Below are 21076 nucleotides of genomic sequence, written 5' to 3' on the forward strand. Positions count from 1 at the left end.
CCTTGCTCACAGCTCGTGGCCGAGGACCCCTGCAAGGGTCTTCAGCAGGTCGTGGGCGGCGTCGGGGATGACCGTGCCGGGCGGGAAGACCGCGGCGGCGCCCATCTCCAGGAGCGTGGGGACGTCCTGCGGCGGGATGACGCCCCCGACGACGATCATGATGTCCTCGCGCCCCTGCCCGGCCAGTTGCTCGCGCAGCGCCGGGACGAGCGTGAGGTGGCCGGCCGCGAGCGAGGAGACGCCGACGATGTGCACGTCGGCCTCGACGGCCTGCCGGGCGACCTCCTCGGGCGTCTGGAAGAGCGGGCCGACGTCGACGTCGAAGCCGAGGTCGGCGAAGGCGGTGGCGATGACCTTCTGGCCGCGGTCGTGGCCGTCCTGGCCCATCTTGGCGACGAGGATGCGGGGGCGGCGGCCGTCCTCCCGCTCGAACGCCTCGACGAGGGCGCGGGTGCGCTCCACGCCGGACGACGGGCCTGCCTCTTCGCGGTACACACCGGAGATCGTACGGATCTGCCCGGCGTGCCGTCCGTAGACCTTCTCCAGTGCGTCGGAGATCTCACCGACGGTGGCCTTGGCGCGGGCGGCGTTCACGGCGAGGGCGAGGAGGTTGCCTTCGAGGCCCTGGCCGGTGCCGGCCTCGGCGGCGCGGGTCAGGGCGTGCAGGGCGTCCTGGCAAGCGGTTTCGTCGCGCTCCTCCCGCAGGCGGCGCAGCTTCTCGATCTGCTGGGTGCGCACGGAGGAGTTGTCGACCTTGAGGACGTCGATCTGTTCGTCGCTGTCGACCCGGTACTTGTTGACGCCGATGACCGGCTGCCGGCCGGAGTCGATGCGGGCCTGGGTGCGGGCCGCGGCCTCCTCGACGCGCAGCTTGGGGATGCCCGCGTCGATGGCCTTGGCCATGCCGCCCGCGGCCTCGACCTCCTCGATGTGCTGCCAGGCGCGGCGCGCGAGGTCGTGGGTGAGCCGCTCGACGTAGGCGCTGCCGCCCCACGGGTCGATGACCCGGCAGGTCCCGGACTCCTGCTGGAGCAGCAGCTGGGTGTTGCGGGCGATGCGGGCGGAGAAGTCGGTGGGCAGGGCGAGGGCCTCGTCCAGGGCGTTGGTGTGCAGGGACTGGGTGTGGCCCTGGGTCGCGGCCATGGCCTCGACGCAGGTGCGGGCCACGTTGTTGAAGACGTCCTGCGCGGTCAGCGACCAGCCCGAGGTCTGCGAGTGGGTGCGCAGCGACAGCGACTTGGTGTTCTGCGGCTCGAAGCGCTTGACGAGCCGGGCCCACAGCAGGCGGGCGGCGCGCAGCTTGGCGATCTCCATGAAGAAGTTCATGCCGATCGCCCAGAAGAAGGAGAGCCGGGGCGCGAACGCGTCGACGTCCAGGCCGGCCCCGATGCCCGCCTTGAGGTACTCCACGCCGTCGGCGAGGGTGTAGGCGAGCTCCAGGTCGGCCGTGGCGCCGGCTTCCTGGATGTGGTAGCCGGAGATGGAGATGGAGTTGTAGCGCGGCATCTTCTGCGAGGTGTACGCGAAGATGTCGGAGATGATCCGCATCGAGGGCGCCGGCGGATAGATGTAGGTGTTGCGGACCATGAACTCCTTGAGGATGTCGTTCTGGATGGTCCCGGCCAGCTTGTCGGGCGCGACGCCCTGTTCCTCGGCGGCGACGATGTAGAGCGCGAGGACGGGCAGCACGGCGCCGTTCATCGTCATCGACACGCTCATGCGGTCCAGCGGGATGCCGTCGAAGAGCTGCCGCATGTCGTAGATGGAGTCGATGGCGACGCCCGCCATGCCGACGTCGCCGGTGACGCGCGGGTGGTCGCTGTCGTAGCCGCGGTGGGTCGGCAGGTCGAAGGCGACGGACAGGCCCTTCTGACCGGCCGCCAGGTTGCGGCGGTAGAAGGCGTTGGACTCCTCGGCGGTGGAGAAGCCCGCGTACTGCCGGATCGTCCAGGGCTGGTTGACGTACATGGTGGGGTACGGGCCGCGCAGGTACGGGGCGATGCCGGGGTACGTGCCGAGGAAGTCGAGCCCGTGCAGGTCGTCGGCGGTGTAGAGGGGTTTGACGCCGATGCCCTCGGGGGTCTCCCAGACGAGGTCCTCGGCGCTCTTGCCGGTGGCCTCCTTCAGGGCGGCCCGCCACTGGCCCGGGTCGGCGGGGGCGGCGTGCGCGGGGCCCAGGCCGATGCCGGAGAAGTCGGGGATCGGCATCACGCGACTCCCATGCTGTCGAGGACGGAGGAAAGGACGGCGACGGCGTCGCCGCCGGCGAAGACGAACGCGTCGACCCCGGCCCGCAGATACGCCTCGCGCTGCTCGCCTGCGGGCTTGCCGGCGAGGAACACCCGCTGCGCGCCCGCGGACTTGAGGGCGGCGGCGACGGCTTCGGCCTGCTCGGCGTAGAGCTTGTCGCTGGAGCACAGGCAGGCCACGGCGGCGCCGCTGCGGACGAACGCCTCGGCGGCGGAGGCCGCGTCGACGGTGGCGGGGTCGTGCACGGGCTCGACGCCGCCGGCCTGGAAGAGGTTGGCCGCGAAGGTGGCGCGGTCGGTGTGGGCGGCCGCGGGGCCGAGCGCGGCGAGGAAGACGCGGGGGCGGGCGCCGGTCGCGGCGAGGTGGGCGTCGGAGCGGGCGCGCAGGGCCTCGTAGGCCTCGTCGCGCCGGACCCGGGGCAGGCCGCCGCCGGGAGCGGCGGGCGCGGGCTCGCGGTGCAGCGGCTGCTCGCCGAGGTTCGGGAACTCGCTGACGCCGGTGACGGGTTCGCGACGGGTGGCCAGGTCGGCGGAGCGGCGGGCCCAGGTGGCGGCGAGCCGCTCGGCCACCAGGCCGGAGCGCAGCGCAGCGGCCTGGCCGCCGGCGCGCTCCAGCTCCTGGAACCAGGCCCAGGCGGCGTGCGCGAGCTCGTCGGTCAGGCGCTCGACGTACCAGGAGCCGCCGGCGGGGTCGATGACCCGGGCCAGGTGGGACTCCTCCAGCAGCACCGAGGAGGTGTTGCGGGCGACGCGGCGGGCGAAGGCGTCGGGCAGGCCGGCGGCCTCGTCGAAGGGCAGGACGGTGACCGCGTCGGCGCCGCCGACGCCCGCGCCGAGACAGGCGACGGTGGTGCGGAGCATGTTCACCCACGGGTCCCGGCGGGTCATCATCACCGTGGAGGTGACCGCGTGCTGGCGCTGCGCGGCACCCGCGGCGCCGGCCCCGCTGACCTCGGCGACGCGGGCCCACAGCCTGCGGGCGGCGCGCAGTTTGGCGATGGTGAGGAACTGGTCGGCAGTAGCCGCGTAGCGGAACTCCAGCTGCGCGCATGCCTGATCGACCGTCAGCCCGGCGGCGGTGAGCGTACGGAGGTAGGCGACGCCGGTGGCGAGCGAGCAGCCGAGCTCCTCGGCCGCGGAGCCGCCGGCCTCGTGGTAGGGCAGGGCGTCGACGGTCAGGGCGCGCAGGCCCGGGCGGCCGTCGGCGCACAGCGCGGCGAGGTCCGCCGCGGCGGCCAGGAAGCCGTCGAGGCCGGTGTCGCCGCCGGTGCGGGCCAGGGTACCGAGGGGGTCGGCGCCGAGGTTGCCGAGGGCGGCGCGGGGGGCCAGGCCACGCTCGTCGTACAGGCGCAGCAGCTCCCGGGCGGCCGGCTCGAAGTCCGCGCCCGCGTCGAGGACGACGGGGGCGAGGTCGAGGTAGACGCCGTCGAGGGCGGCGGCGATGCCGTCCACGGGGATGCCCGCGGGGCCGGCGGTCAGCCAGAGGGAGGTGACGCCGTTCTCCAGGTCGGCGAGCACGGCCTCGTTGGCCTGCCGGGGGTCCGGGTGGGCGTGGCGCTGGCGCACGTCCCAGCCGGCCGCGGCCGTCCCCTCGGGCCGGCCGCCGCGGACGAACGGGGCGAAGCCCGGGTATCCGGCGGCGCCGGCCGCGCCGGGGGCGTCGTCGGCGGTGTAGAGCGGGCCGGTTGCGAGCCCGTCCTGGAGTTCGGTGGCGAGGGCCGCCTCGGCGGCCGGGCCGGTTGCGTCAGCCGCGCCCGCTTTGCGCAGTACGCCCTCCACCAGGCGCTGCCACTGCTCGCGGGTGGGGTCCGGGAACTCGGCGGCCAGGGGGAAGCCTTCGTCAGGCAGGACCGTCATGGGGGGAAGGCTAGGGGAGCCGGGGCACCTTCCAGCAGTGGCAACTGCTGTGACCTTGGCCTCTTCCACTGATGGCCGCGGTGGAGGACGTCGTCGCCCCGGGAGTCCCCGCCTGGCGGAAGCATCCATTCCGCCACGGCGGCGGATCCGCCGCCCCGTCAGACCGCCCCGTCCGCCTCGTCATACACCTCGTGCCGCCCCGGCACCACGAATTCGCACCAGACGCTCTTGCCCGTCCCGCGCGACTCGACCCCCCAGACGTCGGCGAGCCGGTCGACCAGCAGCAGCCCGCGGCCCGAGACGCCGGACTCGCCCGGCTCGCGGCGCCGGGGCAGCGTGCTGGAGCGGTCCTCGACGTCGACGCGCACGCGCCGTTCGGGCCCGGTGATGATGCGGATGGTCACGACGGCCGCGCTGTCGGTGTGGATCAGGGCGTTGGTCACCAGTTCGTCGGCGACCAGCTCGATCTCGTCGGACCGCTCGCGCGCGCCCCAGGCCCGTACGGCCGCGCGGATCATGTGGCGGGCCGCGGAGAGCGCCTCCGGGTCGGCCGGGGCGATGTGCTGCTGGAGCCGGCCGCCGCCCCGGTTGGCCGCGCCCTCGCGGCGCAGCAGCAGCACGGCCATGTCGTCCTCGCCCACGCGCTCCCCGATGATGTCGCACAGCCGGTCGGCGAGCTGGTGGAGGTCGTAGGGGCCGGCGCGGACGACCGCGGCGAGGCCCTGCATGCCCTCGTCGAGGTCGGAGCCGGGCCGTTCGACGAGGCCGTCGGTGAACATCAGGAGCGTCTCACCCGGGTCGATCTCGACGGTGGTGACGGGGTAGTCGAGGCGGCCGAACTGGGCGGAGAGGCCGAGCGGCAGGCCGCCGGAGACGGGCAGGCGGCGGCAGGTGCCGTCGGTGTGCCGCAGCAGCGGGTCGATGTGGCCGGCGCGGACGAGCTGGACGACGCCGGTGGACAGGTCGGCCTCGGCGTAGGCGCAGGTGGCGAAGCGGTCGGTGTCGAGCTCGTGGAGGAAAGAGGAGGCGCGGGCCATCACGGTGGCCGGGGCGTGGCCCTCGGTGGCGTACGCCCGCAGGACGATGCGCAGCTGGCCCATGACGGCGGCGGCCTGGGTGTCGTGCCCCTGGACGTCGCCGATGACGGCGCCGACCCGCCCGCCGGGCAGCGGGATCACATCGTACCAGTCGCCGCCGATGTCGCGGCCCATGCGGGCCGAGCGGTAGCGGACGGCGATCTGCGCGCCGGGGATCTCGGGGATGCGGCGCGGCAGCATGGACTGCTGGAGGCCCTCGGCGAGGTCGTGCTCCTGGTCGTAGAGCATGGCGCGGGCGATGGCCTGGGAGAGGCTGCTGGAGAGGGCGATCAGGAGGTTGCGCTCCTGCTGGGTGAAGCCGCGGGTCTCCCGGTAGAGCAGCCCGATGGCGCCGACGGGGCGGGCCTGGGCGATGAGCGGGAGGTAGGCGGCCGAGGAGATGCCGGACCCCTGGATGCGCTCCCACAGCCAGGGGTAGGAGCGGGCGAACTCCTCGCGGGACTCGATGAAGCGCGGGGCCATCGTGCGGATGACCTCGCTCATGGGGAAGTTGTCGTCGATGCGGGTCCAGCGGGTGCCGGGGATGTAGTGCTCGCCGGGGCCCTCGGCGACCATGTGGATGCGGCCGGCCTCGACGACGCCGAGGACGAGCAGGTCGGAGCCGAGGTGCGTGACGGCCCGGTCGTCGCGGAAGAAGTCGATCACGTCCTGGACGGTGCGGGCGTGGGCGAGGGCGGCGGTGAGGGTCTCCACGATGGTGGTGTGCGTCAGGCGGTTCTCGTCGCGCCTGCCGATGGAGTGGCCGAGCTCCTCGGCGGCGTCGCGGACGATGCCGATGATGCGGTGCGGGTGGCCCTCCCCGTCGCGCAGGATTCGCCCCTGGGTATAGGTCCAGTGCAGCGTGCCGTCGGCGGCGCGGATGCGGTAGTAGGCGCTGTAGGTCTCGCGGCCCTCCTTCAGGGCGCGGGTGACCTGGGCGTCGAGGTCGGCGGAGTCGGAGCGGAGCACCTTGCCGGCCAGGCCCGAGAGGCGGCCGTTGAACTCTTCGGGGGTCAGGTCGAAGAGCTCCAGGGCGGAGGCGTCCATGTGCAGCACGCCGGTGTCGAGGTCCCAGTCGAGGCCGCCCATGCGGTTGAGGGCGAGCGTGACCTCCGGGCGAGCGGGCCAGTCGTCCGGCACGGAACCTGCCGGTGCGGTGGCAGGCGTCGCTCCCCGATCAACCATAGAGCTACTCTGACACCTTTTGCCCGTTTCTTCGATGTGACTGCGCGCTCCGGAGTGGTACGGATACGCCATGGAGTGGTTCACGGCCCCGGGGTACTGGCTGAGCCGGCTGGTGGTGCAGCGCGGGCTCGCCGGCCTCTACCTCGTGGCCTTCCTGGCGGCAGCCCTCCAGTTCCGGGCGCTGATCGGCGAGCGCGGCATGCTGCCGGTGCCGCGCTGCGTGCGCCATGTGCCCTTCGCCCGCGCCCCGGGGGTCTTCCAGCTGCACTACTCGGACCGCTTCTTCGCGGCGTGGGCGTGGTCGGGCGCCGCGCTGGCGGCCGCGGTGGCGGCGGGCGCGGCGGACGCGGTGCCCCTGGGGGCGGCGATGGCGATGTGGGCCGCCCTCTGGGCGATGTACCTGTCGATCGTCAACGTGGGCCAGACCTGGTACGGCTTCGGCTGGGAGTCGCTGCTGCTGGAGGCCGGGTTCCTCGCGGTGTTCCTGGGCAACGCGCGCACGGACCCGCCGGTCCTCGTGCTGTGGCTGATGCGCTGGCTGGTCTTCCGCGTCGAGTTCGGCGCGGGCCTGATCAAGATGCGCGGCGACCCCTGCTGGCGCGACCTGACCTGCCTGTACTACCACCACGAGACCCAGCCCATGCCGGGCCCGCTGAGCTGGTTCTTCCACCGCCTGCCGCGGCCGCTGCACCGGGTCGAGACGGGCGCCAACCACGTCGCCCAGCTCGTCGTGCCGGTCGCGCTGTTCACCCCGCAGCCCTACGCGAGCCTGGCCGCCGCGGTGATCATCTGCACCCAGCTCTGGCTCGTCGCCTCCGGCAACTTCGCCTGGCTCAACTGGCTCACCATCGTCATGGCCTTCGCCGCCGTCGACGGCGTCGGCATGGCGGACGTCCTGGGCCTCCCCCGGCACGCCCCGGTCCCCCCTCCCCCGGGCTGGTACGAGGGCCTCGTCATCGCCGCGACCGCGCTCGTGGCCGTCCTGAGCTGGTGGCCGGTGCGCAACATGCTCTCGCGGCAGCAGCGCATGAACATGTCCTTCAACGCGTTCCACCTGGTCAACACGTACGGCGCCTTCGGCAGCATCAACCGCAGGCGCTACGAGGTGGTGGTCGAGGGCACCGACGAGGAGCGCGTGGGGCCGGACACCGTGTGGAAGGAGTACGGCTTCAAGGGCAAGCCCGGCGACCTGCGCCGGCTGTCCCGCCAGTACGCCCCGTACCACCTGCGGCTCGACTGGATGATGTGGTTCGCGGGGATCTCCCCCGCGTACGCGGAGCCGTGGTTCGGCCCCTTCATGGAACGGCTGCTCACGGGCGACCCGGACACGCTGCGCCTGCTGCGGCACAACCCCTTCCCCGCCGCGCCCCCGACCCACGTCCGGGCGCGGCTGTACCTCTACCGCTTCACGACGTGGCAGGAACGGCGCGAGTCGGGCGCGTGGTGGCACCGGACACTACGGGGCGAATTCCTGCCCCCCGTGGCGCTCCGGAAGGGTGGTTCGTAAGGCGCGTTCGGCCACGGCGGTGGCACAACTCGTACGTGTCAGGAACCGCCACCCCGCGGTCCCAGCCCGCACAACGCCAGCTCCGCCTCCGTGATCGACGGCTCGTTCCGCACCTCGCCGCCCGGCCCGCGCAGGACGCCGAACACGACGAGCGGGCTGACCAGGGCCGTCATCGGCGCGGACAGCGTCATCACGTCGTAGAGCGAGCGCATGACGACGGGGTTCACCGTGGCGGTGCGCATCAGCCGCTGGACGTACCCCCGCAGCAGCCGGGCCGCGACCGGGGGACGCTCGCCGATCGCGCCGGGGTAGTTGATGTCCTCGCCGGTGGCGAGGTCCCACGGGCTGCTCGCGGCGCGGCCGACCGCCCGCTGGATGCGCCGGGACAGGCCGGGCGCGTCCACGCCGCGCTCGGCCAGGAGGCCGCGGATCGCGGTCGCGCTGTGGGCGGCCACGGACATGCCCTGCCCGTAGACGGGGTTGAAGGTGGCGACGGCGTCCCCCAGCACGGCGAAGCCCTCCGGCCAGGAGGGCAGACGCTCGAAGTAGCGGCGGCGGTTGACCGTGCTGCGGGTGAGGTGGACGTCGGTCAGCGGCTCCAGGCCCGCGATCAGGTCGGCGATCAGCGGGTGGCGCAGGCTGCGGACGAACGGCTCGAACTCCCCGGCCTCCCGCGACGGTTCGCCGCCGCGCGTGCCGCAGGCCGTGAGCAGCCAGCGGCCGCCCTCGACGGGCAGCATCGTCGCGCCCTGCCCCGGCATGGCGCCGTACGGATCCGCCTGCACGCTGACGACAGGGAAGCGCTCGCTGCCCGGCGGCGCCCGGAAGATCCGGGTCACGTAGACCATGCCGGAGTCGACGGTCTCCTCGTGGGCGGGGTGCAGCCCGAGCTCGTTGAGGCGGCGCGCGGCCTGCGAGCCGCGCCCGGAGGCGTCGATCACCAGGTCCGCCTCCAGCACCTCGGCGGAATGGCTGCCGGCGGTGCGGACCTTCACACCGGTGACCCGCTGCGCGTCGCCGAGCAGCGCGAGCGCGTCGGTCTCCTGGCGGAGCACGACCCCGGGCAGGGCCAGGACCTTCTCGCGGACGACGAAGTCGAGCAGGTCACGGGTGCAGGCCATCAGGAACTGCGTGCTGGGCCAGCGCGGAAACCAGCCCTGCGGGCCGAACGCGACCAGCCCGGTCCCCAGCGGGACCCGGCGGGCGCCCGCGGCCACCCATGCCTCGATGGTCCCCGGCAGCAGGGACTCCACGGCCCGGGCGCCGCCCGACATCATCAGGTGCGCGTGGCGGGCCTGCGGCAGGCCCTTGCGCGGCTCCAGCCCCTCCGGCAGCCGGTCCCGCTCCACGATCACGACCTCGCCGACGTGGCGGGCCGCCGCGGCCGCGGCCAGCAGCCCGGCCATGCCCGCGCCGAGGACCACGGCGCGGCCGGCTCTGCGGGAAGCGCCGGGGGAGCCGGCGGAGGAGGCCTCGCTGGGGAAGGGGGCGGCGGAGGAAGGGGCGCTCATGTCACGGACCCTCCCCACCCCGCCCGGCGCCTACTCACGGGTTCACCCGCGTGTGCACCCCGCGGCATGCGCACCCGCCGCGGAGCGCGCACCGTAGGACGAGGAGCGCCCGCCGCAGGACGCGGGGCGAGGAGGCGGTGGTGCGATGGACCCGGTGCAGGCGCTGGACCGGATCGCCTTCCTGCTGGAGCGCGCGGACGCGCCCACGTACCGCGTGAAGGCCTTCCGCACGGCCTCCGGGGTGGTCGAGGGGCTGCCGGAGGAGGAGCTGCGGCGGCGGGTGACCGCCGGCACGCTGACCGCCGAGAAGGGCATCGGCCCCAAGACCGCGGCCGTCGTGGCCGAGGCCCTGGCCGGACGCGTGCCCGGCTACCTGGCCAAACTGGAAGAGGAGGCGGCGCGGGAGCCGCTGGCCGAGGGCGGCGAGGCGCTGCGGGCGGCCCTGCGCGGCGACTGCCACATGCACTCGGACTGGTCCGACGGCGGCAGCCCCATCGAGGCCATGGCCCGGGCGGCGCGGGACGTCGGCCACGAGTGGGCGGTGCTCACCGACCACTCCCCCAGGCTGACGATCGCCCGCGGCCTGACGGCCGAGCGGCTGCGCGCCCAGCTCGGCGTCGTCGCCGAGGTGGACGAGCGCCTCGGCGACGGCTTCCGGCTGCTGCGCGGCATCGAGTGCGACATCCTCGACGACGGCTCCCTCGACCAGGAGCCGGGGCTGCTCGGCGAGCTCGACGTCGTCGTGGCGTCGGTCCACTCGAAGCTGCGCATGGACGCGGACGCCATGACCCGCCGGCTGGTCGGTGCCGTCGCCAATCCGCTCGTGGACGTGCTCGGGCACTGCACCGGGCGGCTGTCGGCCGGGCGGGGGCGGCCGGAGTCGGTGTTCGACGCGGCGATGGTCTTCGCCGCGTGCGCCCGCTTCGGCACCGCCGTGGAGATCAACTGCCGGCCGGAGCGGCTGGACCCGCCGCGCCGGCTGATCCGCCAGGCCCTCGACGCGGGCGTGCTGTTCTCCATCGACAGCGACGCGCACGCCCCCGGCCAGCTCGACTGGCAGATCCACGGCTGCGCCCGGGCCGAGGAGTGCGGGGTGCCCGCCGAGCGGATCATCACCACGTGGACCGCGTCCGAGCTGCTGGAATGGACGCGGGACAAGCGGGGCCAGCGGTAGGCGGCGGGCGATGTCCCCGACCGCCGGGCGCGCCCCGGCCGCGCCGCCCGCGATCCGCCCGATGCTCGCGACACCGGGGCCGCTGCCGGCCGCGGGCGAGGAAGCGGCCTGGGCGTTCGAGGTCAAGTGGGACGGCATCCGCCTGGTCGTGGGCGTCGCGGGCGACGGCACCGTACGGCCGGTCACCCGGGCCGGCAACGACGCCGGCGTCACCTACCCCGAGCTGCGGGCCCTGGGCGGGCACCTGCACGGCCGGCCCGCGGTCCTCGACGGCGAGATCGTCGTCCTCGACGAGGCCGGGCGGCCGGACTTCGGCCTGCTCCAGCGCCGCATGGGCGTCACCGACGCGCGCCGCGCGGCCCGCCTCGCGGCGGAGTACCCCGTCCGCCTCATGCTCTTCGACGTCCTGCACCTCGGCGGCCGGTCCCTGCTGGACCTGCCCTACGCCGAGCGGCGGGCCGTCCTGGAGGGCCTGGGCCTCGCGGGCCCCGCCTGGTCGGTGCCGGCGTACGTGGCGGGCCACGCGCAGCAGGCCTGGCACGCCACGCTCGAAGGCGGGTTCGAGGGCGTCGTGGCGAAGAAGCTCACCTCCGTCTACACCCCCGGCATCCGGTCCTCCGAATGGCGCAAGACCAAGCACGTCGTCACGATCGACGTGGTCATCGGGGGCTGGGCGGAGGGCCGCGGGGCACTGTCCGGGCTGCCCGGCGCGGTCCTCGCGGGAGTGGAGGAGCCGGGCGGGCTGCGGTACGCGGGGTCCGTGGGGTCGGGGCTGTCGGAGCGCGAACGCCGGGACCTCGCCCGGTACCTGTCGGTGATCCCACGTGCGGACCCGCCGTTCTCGGGGCCCGTGGACGTGCCGGGGGCGCACTGGGTCGAGCCCCGGCTCGTCGCCGAGGTCGTCTTCTCCGGGTGGACGTCCGCGGGCCGCCTCCGCCACCCCGTGTGGCACCGGCTGCGGCCCGACCTGACCCGGCTCGGCTGACGCGGGCCGTTACGGGAGGTGCGCGCGGGTGGCGTCGCCGGTGAGCGGGGCCAGCAGGTCGCCGTACGTCTCCGCCCGGTCCAGCACCTGCTCGGGGGTGAAGGCGAGGTCGGCCGGGTCCCGGCACGCGGCGACCTCGTCCCAGGTGACCGGGGCGGCGACGCCGGGGGCGCCCTCCCGCAGCCGCACGGTGTACGGGGCGGCCGTGGTCTTGGCGCTCGCGTTCTGCGACCAGTCGATGAGCACCTTCCCCCGGCGCTCGACGCGCGCCATCGACACGACGACCAGCCCCGGGTGCTCCCCCATCATGCGGGCCGCCAGCTCCTTGGCGTAGCCGCCCGCCGCCCGCCCGGCCGCCGCGTACACGGGTGCGTACAGGTGCAGGCCCTTGGAGCCGGAGACGACGGCGTGGGCGGTGAGGCCGTCGTCGTCGAGGAGCTGGCGCAGCCGCTGGGCCACCCGGCAGCAGACCACGAGGTCGGTGCCGGGGCCGGGGTCCAGGTCGAGGACGAGCCGGTCGTGGCCGTCGGGGCCCGCGGTCGCGGTCCACTGCGGGACGTGTACCTCGTACGCGCCGAGGTTGGCGAGCGCGACCAGGGCGGCCGTGGTGTCGAGCACGACCTGCTCGGTGACGCCCTCGCGGTGCTCCACGGGCACCACCCGCACCCAGCGGGGCACTCCGCCGGGCGGGTTCTTGGCGATCCAGCTCTGCCCGGCGGGGCCCTCCGGGGCGCGGACGAACGAGGCGGGCCGGTCGGCCGTGTGCGCCACCATCACCGGGGCGATCCGCGCGTAGTACCGCAGGACCTGCGCCTTGGTGTGGCCGGACGCGGGGAACAGCACCCGGTCGAGGTGGGTCAGGGCCAGCCGGTGGCCCTCGATCTCCACCGCCTGCCGCTCGGGAGAGACAGACATAAGGTAGGAATTCCCCGTGGAGGGATAAAACTATGCGGACCATGTGGAAAGGTGCGATCGGCTTCGGACTGGTGTCCGTGCCGGTGCGGCTCTACGCCGCCGTCCAGGAACACGGCGTCCGGCTGCACCAGGTCCACGACAAGGACGGCGGCCGGATCCACCTCAAGCGCGTCTGCGAGGTCTGCGACGAGCAGGTCGACTACGAGCACATCGCCAAGGGCTACCAGGACGACGAGGGGCACACCGCCGTCGTCACCCAGGACGAGCTGGCCGGTCTGCCGCTGCCCAGCAAGAAGCTCATCGACGTGCTGGCCTTCGTCGACTCCGGCAGGATCGACCCCCTCCAGCTGTCCAGCGGCTACTACCTCGCGCCCGAGAGCGCGGCGGCCAACAAGCCCTACGTCCTGCTCCGCGAGACCCTCAAGCAGACCGAGCGCGTCGCCGTCACCAAGATCGCACTGCGCACCCGGGAGTCCCTGGCCCTGCTGCGGGTCCACGGCGACCTGCTCACGCTGCACACCATGTACTGGCCGGACGAGATCCGCGACGCCGGCGACCTGGCCCCGCCCTCCTCGGTCACGGTGCGGCCGCAGGAGCTGAAGATGGCCACGAGCCTGATGGACACCCTCTCCGAGGAGTTCGACCTGGAGGAGCTGGAGGACGAGTACGAGATCGCCCTGGGCGAGCTCATCAACGCCCACCTGTCCGACCGCCCGGTCCCCAAGAAGGAGACGGCACCCGCGCCGGACAACGTCATCGACCTGATGGCCGCCCTCCAGGCCTCCATCGACAGCGCGGCGCGCAAGCCCGGCGAAAAGGCCGAACGGCCGGGGCGGGGCCCCAAGAAGACGGCCCCGGCAGGGAAGACGGCCCGCGGCACCGCCAAGAAGACGGCAGAGCCGCGGAAGCGCACGGCCGCCAAGAAGACGGCGGCGGCCTCCACCGCCTCCACGGGCAGGAAGACCACCGCCAAGAGCACCACGGCCAAGACCGCCAAGAAGACGGCGGCGACCAAGAAGAGCGGCCGCCGCGCCGCCTCGTGACCCCGGCCCGGCCCGTCCGCGCCGATCAGCATCGGCGCGGACCCGCCCCGCTCACCGCACCGTGTCACCCGCCGGTGCGACGCCCTCGCAGACCGCCGAGGCAAGAGCCTTCCGGGCGGTCTCCATCAGCCCGTCCGCCGCGCACTGCTCGGCCGTCTCCAGGCCCTCCCGCAGCCGCTCGGCCGCCTCGGGCAGCTTCCCGGCCCCCAGCAGCGCCACGCCGTGGGCGACCAGGGCCTCCGTGAGCTCGTACTTGCACGGCGAGCGGCGCAGGTGCACCACGGCCTTCTCCAGCTTCACCAGGGCCTCGTGCGGCTCGGCGACGAGGGCCGCCCGGCGCAGGGCGTCGCCGACCGCCGTGTCCGTGCCGAACACCGCCGCGTGCCGGACCGCCTTGTCGGCGAGCGTACGGGCCCGCTCCGGGTCCTCGTCGGCCACGGCGACGGCCAGGTCGAGCGCCCACGGAGCCCAGATGGTGTTGTGCCGGCCGCGCTCCTCCAGCTTGCGCCCGGCGGCCTCCAGCTCCGCGATCGCTTCCTTCTTACGGCCCTGGGCGAGCAGCAGCCGCCCGGCCAGGGACGCGGCGTCGGGCAGCACGATGGCGGGGGTGTACGGCGCCCGGAAACCGTTCTCCTCGGCGAAGGCCTGGGCCTCGTCGACCCGGCCGCGGGCCAGCAGGGTGTCGATCAGCAGGCACGCGCCGTCCCAGTGGATCGGCAGGCCCGGGCCGAGGCGCTTGCCCAGCCGCAGCCCCTCGCGCAGGAACGCCTCGGCCTCGTCCAGCTCGCCGCGGCGGCGGAAGACCAGGCCCAGGAAGTCGTGCGCGAAGGCGAGGTGCCCACCGCTCCAGCCGGAGACCTCGAAAGCCGTCACGGCCTCCTTGAAGAGCTCCTCGGCCTGGTCGAGCCGGTCGGTGTAGGCGAGGGTGATGCCGATGATGCTGGGGACCTCGAAGCCCCACTCGGTGTTGGTCCAGCCCATGCCGTCGGCGAGCCGGCCCTCCACGAGGGCGCGCTTGACGTTCTCGACCACCTGCACGGCGTCCTCACCGCGGATCATGCCGTCGAAGCCGCGCAGCGCGAGCAGGGTGCGCTCGGTGTTGTCCCGGCCGGGGAGGCGCTCGGCGAGCTCCGCGATGCGGCGCGAACGCGCCAGCGAGTCCTGCTCCTCCACCTGGATGCCCTGCCACAGATAGTGCGCGGCCTGGAGGCGCATCCGCCCGGGGCCGGGCGGGGTGCGGTCGGCCTGCTCCTTGACGACCGCGGCGGCCTCGCGCAGCTGGCTGTTGTGGGCGTAGGCCTGGGAGAGCCGGTAGGTGGCCTCGAGGCGCAGCTCCTCGGTGAGGTGCGGCAGGGAGAGCGCTGTCTTGAGGTGGTTGACGGTGGTCGGCGGCGAGGTGAGCAGCGCGGAGCAGCCCAGCTCGTAGAGGACCGCGGCCCGCTCCTCCTCGGGCGGCGGCTCCTGAAGGGCGCGCTCCAGGCAGCGGCGGGCCGCGTCGGGCGCGCCGACCGCCAGGTGCTCGCGGGCGGCGACGCGCAGCTGCTCGACCAGCTCGGAGTCGTGGTCGGGGTGGACCTCCAGCAGGTGGCGCGAGGCCGCAGCGGCGCCCAGGCCCGCCTCGGTGACGGACCAGGCCGCCTGCCCGTGCATGGCGGTGCGGGTGGCGGGCGGGATCGAGGCGTAGATGGCGGTCGCGATCAGGGGGTGGACGAATTCGAGGTCGATGGCGCCGGCGAGGATACGAGCGTGGCGCAGCTTGTCGGCGCACTCGGCGGCCTGGGCCGGGCCCATGCCCGCGAGGTTGGCGGCCAGGGACGGCTGGATCTCGGTGCCGAGGACGGCCGACGCCCAGGCGAAGCGGGTGACGGCGGGGCCCAGCCGCTCCAGGCGGGCCACCAGCCCGCTGCCGCGGGACGCGGCACCGAGGTCGCGCAGGAGAGCGGCCGACTCCTCGACCGGTTTGAGGCCCCGCTCCTTGGCCTTGGCGATCAACTCGACGGTCTCGTAGGGGTTTCCGCCGGTGACGGCCCAGACCTCACGGCAGAAAGGAGCCTCGCAAGGCTCCGGGAAGGAGTCGCACACCAGCCGGCTGACCGATTCCGGCGTGAGGGGGCGCAGCTCCACGGGGCGGGCGCCGCGCGTGGCGACCAGGTCGTGGAAGATGGGCGCGGCTTCGGTCAGCTCCTCGGGGCGGTAGGAGATGACGGCGAGCAGGGGCGTCTCGCGCAGCCGCGCGGCGAAGTACCCGAGCCAGGTGAGGGATTCGGCGTCGGCCCAGTGCGCGTCGTCGATCAGCATCACCAGGGGCTCCGGGCGGCGGGCGAGCTTGGTCACGAGGAAGTCGATGCCGTCGCGGACGCCCTGCGGGTCCTGCTGGCCGACCGGCGGGACGATGCCCAGCGCGGGGCCCGCGATCTCGTGCCAGCCGGCGAGCAGCTCCTTGCGGTCGGTCTCGGAGATCGGCGCCAGCACCGGCTGGAACAGCTGGCGGACGACGTGGAAGGGGACGGGCTGCGTGGACTCGCTGCCGCGGGCGAAGAGGACGGTGCACTTCTCCTCCGCCATGGCCTTCCTGCGCGCCTCGGCGAGCAACGCCGTTTTCCCCAGGCCTGCTTCGCCCCGGTAGAGCAGCAGGCCGCCGATCCGGGGCCGCCCTTCGGTCTCGGTCCCGCACAGCCTTCGCACCGCGTCAACGGCGGCTTGCAGCTCGAGCTTCCGCTCGAACAGGGCGGCGGATGCGTTCTGTTCACGCTGATGCCCTGACATGGCGTTGTCTCCCCGGAAGATGTGGTGGGGCGAGCCTAGCCCCGTCCGTGAGGCCAGGGGCAGGGTTCGGCAGACGGACCACCCGGGAGCGTGACCTCGCCCCGGCCGCCTCCGGCGCCTCCGCGCAGCACGGGGACCACAGGGGAAACACGCCCCACGTACGCCGAACACATATTCATACGTTTCGTAAACACATTCGGAATTCGAAGCGCGAGGCCATTATGGAGCCTTTCGAATTCCCGCGTCAGGCCGATCCGGGAATATGACAACTTCGCGCCGGAGCCCCGCGCGACCGGCTACGCTCCATGTCGCGCAGCGGGTTGTGGCGACTACTTCACGGTGCGCACAAGTGCTGCGCCCGCGCCGTTCCCCGCGGCAGACATCCGGGGAATACCCCGCGCCGGGCCCCGATGCAGATACGCCCTCTTAAGAGTTCCGAGGATCCCGATGGTTGGTACCGGCTCGTCAGTTCAACGGCGGCCCGTCTCCGCGCTGATATGGCTGATCTCCCCCCTGGTCCTGGCCGTGTGCACGGCAGCGGCGGTCCTCGCCGCCGCTCCCGACGCCCGCGTGCCCGTGGCCTGGTGCGGAGCGTCCGCCACGGTCGCGGTGGCGCTGGCAAGCTCCGAGGCCGCCCGGCGGGGACGGGTCATCGCGGCCCTGCGGCGGCGCTGCACCGAGCAGGAGGCCGCCCTGCGGTACCAGCTCGACCAGCACGAAGCGGAGACCCGGCGGCTGGCCAAGGAGCTGCTGCCCCGGGCCGTCCACCTGCTCCAGCGCGGCGCCCCCACCGAGGTCGTGCTCCGCCACACCCTCCCCGTCCACGACCTCGAACCCGGCTACGCGGCCGCCCACCGGTCCGTGCTGAAGTCCGTCATCGAGGCCGTGCAGGCGGAGGAAGGGCTGCGCGACGCCGCGCAGCGCGCCTTCGTCAACATCGCCCGCCGCATGCAGGCCATCGTCCACCAACAGGCCTACGACGTCCGGGAGATGGAGCACAAGCACGGAAACGATCCGGACGTCTTCGGCGATCTCCTCCACCTCGACCACGGCAACGCCCTGACCGGCCGCCTCGCCGACAGCATCGCCGTCCTCGGCGGCTCCCGCCCCGGCCGCCAGTGGAAGAACGAGATCCCCCTCTACAACGTGCTGCGCGGCGCCATGTCGCGGATCCTGGAGTACCGCCGCGTCGACCTCCACTCGGTGGCCGACGTCGCCGTCGTCGGGCCCGCCGTCGAGCCGGTCATCCACGCCCTGGCCGAGCTGCTGGACAACGCCACCCGCTACTCCCCGCCGCAGACCCGCGTGCACCTGACCGCCGTGGACATCCAGTCCGGCATCGCGGTCGAGATCGAGGACGCCGGCGTCGGCCTGACCGACGAGGCGCGCCGCCGCACCGACCGCGTCCTGTCCCGCGAGGGCGACCTCGACCTCGACGACCTGGGCGAGGCGCCGCGGCTCGGCCTCGCGGTGGTCAGCCGGCTCGCCCGTACGTACAACTTCCTGGTGTCGCTGCGCCCCTCCGCCTACGGCGGGGTCCGGGCCGTGCTCGTCATCCCCATGGACCTGATCACCGCCAGCAAGCACCCCGGCGGCGACATCGCCCGCGCGGCCAAGCTGCCGCCCATCAAGTCCAAGCGCCGCCCGGGCCAGAAGATCCCCCCGCCCGCTCCGCAGACGCCTCCGCCGATGATGGAGCACCCCATCCCGCCGCCGCTCGGCGACAGCGGGCTGCCGCAGCGGCGGCGCCGCCGCGGCCCCGCGCCGCTCCCGTTCGGCCGGGGCGCGGCCGAACGGCGGGACCGGCCGCCGGCCCCGCCCGCCGCGCCGGCCGCTCCGGAAGAGGCCCCCAAGCAGCCCGGGATGTGGCTGGCCGCCTTCAACCGCGGCATCAACGGGGAGTCCCTGGAGCCGGACCCCGGCCGGGTGAACAGTGATATCCCGTCGGACAAGGAAGAGTAGCCAAGTGACGCAGCCGCGGTTCAACATGGACTGGATGCTCAAGGACCTGGCAACCAGTGTTCCGCAGACCCGCCACGTGATCGTGCTGTCCTCGGACGGCCTGCGCATGGCTCAGCACGGCACCGATCCGGACGCCGCCGACCGCCTGGCCGCCGCCTGTGCCGGGCTGCAGAGCCTCTCGACGGCGATCGCCGGTGAATTCCCGCACGGGGACGGGCAGATGCGCCTGGTCGTGATCGAGGTCGACGGCGGGTTCTTCTATCTGATGGCCGCCGGGGCCGGGGCCTTCCTGGCGGTCCTGGCCGACGACGACGTGGACGCCGAGCTGATGGGCATGCGGATGCGGGACCTGGTGGCCCGCATCGGTTCGCACCTCACCAGCCCGCCGCGGGTCGGCGGGTCGGTGACATGAGCGCGGAGGGACCCGGCTCCCCGACGGCGCCCGGCAGCCCCGACCGGCTGTACATCCTCACCGGAGGCCAGGCCCGCGCGGAGCGGAAGACGGAGCTCGACCTGGTGACGCTGATCGTCTCCCGGTCGGAGGCCGACCCCGGCCTGCAGCCCGAGCACGCCGCCATCGTCAGGATGTGCGACTACCCGCTCTCCGTCGCCGAGATATCGGCCTATCTGGAGCTGCCGGTCAGCACCCTGACCCTGCTGCTCACCGAGCTGGTGGCGGGCCGCCACGTGGAGGCCCGCCCGCCGGTCCCGGCGGCGGCGCTGCCCGACGTACAACTTCTGGAGGCGGTGATGAATGGACTACAGAAGCTCTGACTCCCCGGGGCTGGAGACCTATGCGGGGCCGCGCAGCGAGGACGTGCTGCCGGCCTCGGCCACCGCGGCCGTCAAGGTGGTCATCGTCGGCGGGTTCGGGGTCGGCAAGACGACCCTGGTGGGCTCCGTCAGCGAGATCCGGCCGCTGACCACCGAGGAGACGATGACCCAGGCCGGTGTCGGCGTGGACGACATCGCCGGGATCGAGCACAAGACCGAGACGACCGTGGCCATGGACTTCGGCCGGATCAGCATCAACGACCAGCTGGTGCTGTATCTGTTCGGCACCCCCGGCCAGGAGCGCTTCTGGTTCCTGTGGAACGGCCTGTTCGAGGGCGCCCTCGGTGCGGTCGTCCTCCTCGACACCCGCCGCATGGACGTCAGTTACGACGTCATCGGGCGCCTGGAGGAGAGGGGAGTGCCGTTCGTCGTCGGCGTCAACCGCTTCCCCCAGGCCCCCGAATACCCGATGGAGCAGCTCCGGGCGGCCATGGACCTCGACGACTCGGTGCCCATGGTCGACTGCGATGCCCGCGACCGCGCGTCCTGCCGCGACACCCTGCTCACCCTCATGCGCTACCTCTACACGCTCACCACCGCCTCCACGGAGCACCAGTGACCTTGCCTTACGAACGCCCCCGCACCACCTCCCCGGCCGCTCCTCCCCCGCAGTGCCCCGCGCACGCCACCGGCCCCGGGGGCGTCACCCGGCTCTACGGCCCGGAGGCCGAGGCCGACCCGATGGCGCTGTACGAGCGGCTGCGCCAGAAGCACGGCCAGGTGGCGCCCGTCCTGCTGCACGACGACGTCCCGGCCTGGCTCGTCCTCGGCTACCGCGAGAACCTCGACGTGGCGCGCACCCCCTCGCGCTTCTCCCGCGACTCCCGGCGGTGGATCGAGGCGCGCGAGGGCCGCGTGGCCCCGACCCACCCGCTGGCGCCGATCACCACCTGGCAGCCGATCTGCGTCTTCGCCGACGGGCGGCAGCACGAGCGCTGGCGCGGCGCCGTCAACGACAGCATCGCCCGCTTCGACAAGCGCGGCATCCGCCGCCACGTCACCCAGTACGCGAACCAGCTCGTCGACCGCTTCTGCGCCTCGGGCCGGGCCGATCTGGTGCACGAGTTCGCCGAGCAGCTGCCGATGATGGCGATGACACAGCTGCTGGGCATGCCGGAGGCCTACAGCCCCCAGCTGGTCAACGCCGCCCGCGACATGATCAAGGGCACCGAGACGGCGATCGCGAGCAACGAGTTCGTCCAGGAGACGCTGCGCAAGCTGGTGGCGCGCAAGCGCGTCGAGCCGGGCGCCGACTTCACCAGCTGGCTGCTGGAGCACCCCGCCGGGCTGTCGGACGACGAGGTGCAGCAGCACCTGCGGCTGGTGCTGATCGCCGCCTTCGAGACCACGGCGAACCTCATCGCGAACACCCTGAAGATGGTGCTCACCGACCACCGCTTCCAGGCCTCCCTGGCGGGCGGGCACATGACGCTGCCGGACGCGGTCGAGCAGGTCCTGTGGGACGAGCCGCCGTTCATCGCGATCCTGGGCCGCTGGGCGACGCAGGACACGGAGCTGGCGGGCCAGCAGATCAAGGAGGGGGACGCCCTGGTCCTGGGGCTGGCCGCCGCCAACATGGACACGGTGATCCGCCCCGACCCCGACGCCCCCGTCCACGGCAACCGCTCGCACCTGGCCTTCAGCGGGGGGCAGCACGAATGCCCCGGGCAGGACGTGGGCCGGGCGATCGCGGGCGAGGGCATCGACGCCCTGATGCTGCGGCTGCCGGACCTCACCCTCGCGGTGGAGGAGTCGGAGCTGACCTACCGCTCCACCCTGATGTCCCGTCACCTGACCGGGCTGCCGGTCCGGTTCACAGCGCGGGCGCCGCTGCCTCCCGAGGAGACGGTGACGCCCGCGCCGGAGCCGCCCGCCCCGGCTCAGCCGGTAAGGGCCGAGCAGCCCGCCATCCCCCCGGCGCCTCCGGTCAGCGCCGACGCCCCGGAGGCCTCCGGTTCGCGGCGCTCGTGGTGGAGGTCGCTGCGCCGGCTGCTGCTGCGCCGGTAGCGGCC

At 73.6% G+C, this 21076-nt stretch carries 15 protein-coding genes; 9 read left to right on the forward strand and 6 right to left on the reverse strand.

All coding sequences use genetic code 11. From position 1 onward, the window contains the following. Positions 1-6: 6 nt before the first annotated feature. The 3 genes from scpA to PS271_RS02395 all read right to left on the reverse strand — a co-directional run bounded on the left by scpA (position 7) and on the right by PS271_RS02395 (position 6367). Positions 7-2208: a methylmalonyl-CoA mutase gene (gene scpA, locus PS271_RS02385; RefSeq protein WP_398379653.1), complete on the reverse strand. Its 2202-nt coding sequence runs from the start codon at positions 2206-2208 to the stop codon at positions 7-9. Next, positions 2208-4106 (reverse strand): methylmalonyl-CoA mutase family protein, encoded by a 1899-nt coding sequence (locus PS271_RS02390; protein ID WP_398379655.1) that lies wholly within the window; start codon positions 4104-4106, stop codon positions 2208-2210. Before PS271_RS02390 ends, scpA begins: the two co-directional genes overlap by 1 nt. A gap of 158 nt (positions 4107-4264) precedes the next feature. Continuing rightward, entirely contained in the window at positions 4265-6367 is a 2103-nt protein-coding gene (locus PS271_RS02395) for a SpoIIE family protein phosphatase (RefSeq protein WP_398379657.1), read from the reverse strand. A 70-nt stretch (positions 6368-6437) separates the two neighbouring features. Here PS271_RS02395 and PS271_RS02400 point away from each other — a divergent pair, with 70 nt between their 5' ends. Further along, the gene (locus tag PS271_RS02400) at positions 6438-7874 is read left to right on the forward strand and encodes a lipase maturation factor family protein (RefSeq protein WP_398379659.1); all 1437 of its coding nucleotides are present in this window, start codon (positions 6438-6440) and stop codon (positions 7872-7874) included. 38 nt (positions 7875-7912) lie between these two features. Here the strand turns inward: PS271_RS02400 and PS271_RS02405 are convergent, their stop codons facing one another. Beyond that, positions 7913-9385, reverse strand: coding sequence for an FAD-dependent oxidoreductase (locus tag PS271_RS02405; RefSeq protein WP_398379660.1), 1473 nt, complete (start codon positions 9383-9385; stop codon positions 7913-7915). Between the two features lie 145 nt (positions 9386-9530). Here PS271_RS02405 and PS271_RS02410 point away from each other — a divergent pair, with 145 nt between their 5' ends. Next, entirely contained in the window at positions 9531-10559 is a 1029-nt protein-coding gene (locus PS271_RS02410) for a PHP domain-containing protein (protein ID WP_398379662.1), read from the forward strand. 10 nt (positions 10560-10569) lie between these two features. Continuing rightward, positions 10570-11544 (forward strand): non-homologous end-joining DNA ligase, encoded by a 975-nt coding sequence (gene ligD, locus PS271_RS02415; RefSeq protein WP_398379664.1) that lies wholly within the window; start codon positions 10570-10572, stop codon positions 11542-11544. A 9-nt stretch (positions 11545-11553) separates the two neighbouring features. Here the strand turns inward: ligD (PS271_RS02415) and ligD (PS271_RS02420) are convergent, their stop codons facing one another. Then, positions 11554-12459: a non-homologous end-joining DNA ligase gene (gene ligD, locus PS271_RS02420; RefSeq protein ID WP_398379666.1), complete on the reverse strand. Its 906-nt coding sequence runs from the start codon at positions 12457-12459 to the stop codon at positions 11554-11556. Between the two features lie 41 nt (positions 12460-12500). On the opposite strand from ligD (PS271_RS02420), the gene ku reads away from it, so the two are divergent. Further along, positions 12501-13502 carry a non-homologous end joining protein Ku gene (gene ku, locus PS271_RS02425; protein WP_398379668.1) on the forward strand — a complete coding sequence of 334 codons (1002 nt, stop codon included), beginning with the start codon at positions 12501-12503 and terminating at the stop codon, positions 13500-13502. A 51-nt stretch (positions 13503-13553) separates the two neighbouring features. Here ku and PS271_RS02430 read toward each other — a convergent pair whose 3' ends face one another. Then, on the reverse strand, positions 13554-16268 hold the full coding sequence (locus PS271_RS02430) for an ATP-binding protein (RefSeq protein WP_398379670.1): 2715 nt from the start codon (positions 16266-16268) through the stop codon (positions 13554-13556). 447 nt (positions 16269-16715) lie between these two features. On the opposite strand from PS271_RS02430, the gene PS271_RS02435 reads away from it, so the two are divergent. From PS271_RS02435 to PS271_RS02455, 5 genes are read left to right on the forward strand one after another with little or no spacing between them, the layout of a single operon-like run. Then, complete coding sequence (locus PS271_RS02435) at positions 16716-18230, forward strand: ATP-binding protein (RefSeq protein ID WP_398379671.1); 1515 nt, start codon at positions 16716-16718, stop codon at positions 18228-18230. A gap of 25 nt (positions 18231-18255) precedes the next feature. Further along, positions 18256-18642 carry a roadblock/LC7 domain-containing protein gene (locus PS271_RS02440; RefSeq protein WP_206329087.1) on the forward strand — a complete coding sequence of 129 codons (387 nt, stop codon included), beginning with the start codon at positions 18256-18258 and terminating at the stop codon, positions 18640-18642. Continuing rightward, on the forward strand, positions 18639-19004 hold the full coding sequence (locus PS271_RS02445; protein WP_356289552.1) for a DUF742 domain-containing protein: 366 nt from the start codon (positions 18639-18641) through the stop codon (positions 19002-19004). Before PS271_RS02440 ends, PS271_RS02445 begins: the two co-directional genes overlap by 4 nt. Beyond that, positions 18985-19623, forward strand: a complete 639-nt coding sequence (locus PS271_RS02450; protein ID WP_398379674.1) for a GTP-binding protein — start codon at positions 18985-18987, stop codon at positions 19621-19623. The genes PS271_RS02445 and PS271_RS02450 overlap by 20 nt, the downstream gene beginning before the upstream one ends. Then, positions 19620-21071 carry a cytochrome P450 gene (locus PS271_RS02455; protein ID WP_398379676.1) on the forward strand — a complete coding sequence of 484 codons (1452 nt, stop codon included), beginning with the start codon at positions 19620-19622 and terminating at the stop codon, positions 21069-21071. The genes PS271_RS02450 and PS271_RS02455 overlap by 4 nt, the downstream gene beginning before the upstream one ends. Positions 21072-21076: the final 5 nt, after the last annotated feature.

The organism is Streptomyces sp. SCA2-17 (assembly GCF_044336695.1).

Coding starts and splice junctions, on each gene's coding strand:
- scpA (WP_398379653.1), bottom strand. CDS start 2,208: ATGCCGATCCCCGACTTCTCCGGCATCGGCCTGGGCCCCGCGCACGCC.
- PS271_RS02390 (WP_398379655.1), bottom strand. CDS start 4,106: ATGACGGTCCTGCCTGACGAAGGCTTCCCCCTGGCCGCCGAGTTCCCG.
- PS271_RS02395 (WP_398379657.1), bottom strand. CDS start 6,367: ATGGTTGATCGGGGAGCGACGCCTGCCACCGCACCGGCAGGTTCCGTG.
- PS271_RS02400 (WP_398379659.1), top strand. CDS start 6,438: ATGGAGTGGTTCACGGCCCCGGGGTACTGGCTGAGCCGGCTGGTGGTG.
- PS271_RS02405 (WP_398379660.1), bottom strand. CDS start 9,385: ATGAGCGCCCCTTCCTCCGCCGCCCCCTTCCCCAGCGAGGCCTCCTCC.
- PS271_RS02410 (WP_398379662.1), top strand. CDS start 9,531: ATGGACCCGGTGCAGGCGCTGGACCGGATCGCCTTCCTGCTGGAGCGC.
- ligD (WP_398379664.1), top strand. CDS start 10,570: ATGTCCCCGACCGCCGGGCGCGCCCCGGCCGCGCCGCCCGCGATCCGC.
- ligD (WP_398379666.1), bottom strand. CDS start 12,459: ATGTCTGTCTCTCCCGAGCGGCAGGCGGTGGAGATCGAGGGCCACCGG.
- ku (WP_398379668.1), top strand. CDS start 12,501: ATGTGGAAAGGTGCGATCGGCTTCGGACTGGTGTCCGTGCCGGTGCGG.
- PS271_RS02430 (WP_398379670.1), bottom strand. CDS start 16,268: ATGTCAGGGCATCAGCGTGAACAGAACGCATCCGCCGCCCTGTTCGAG.
- PS271_RS02435 (WP_398379671.1), top strand. CDS start 16,716: ATGGTTGGTACCGGCTCGTCAGTTCAACGGCGGCCCGTCTCCGCGCTG.
- PS271_RS02440 (WP_206329087.1), top strand. CDS start 18,256: ATGGACTGGATGCTCAAGGACCTGGCAACCAGTGTTCCGCAGACCCGC.
- PS271_RS02445 (WP_356289552.1), top strand. CDS start 18,639: ATGAGCGCGGAGGGACCCGGCTCCCCGACGGCGCCCGGCAGCCCCGAC.
- PS271_RS02450 (WP_398379674.1), top strand. CDS start 18,985: ATGGACTACAGAAGCTCTGACTCCCCGGGGCTGGAGACCTATGCGGGG.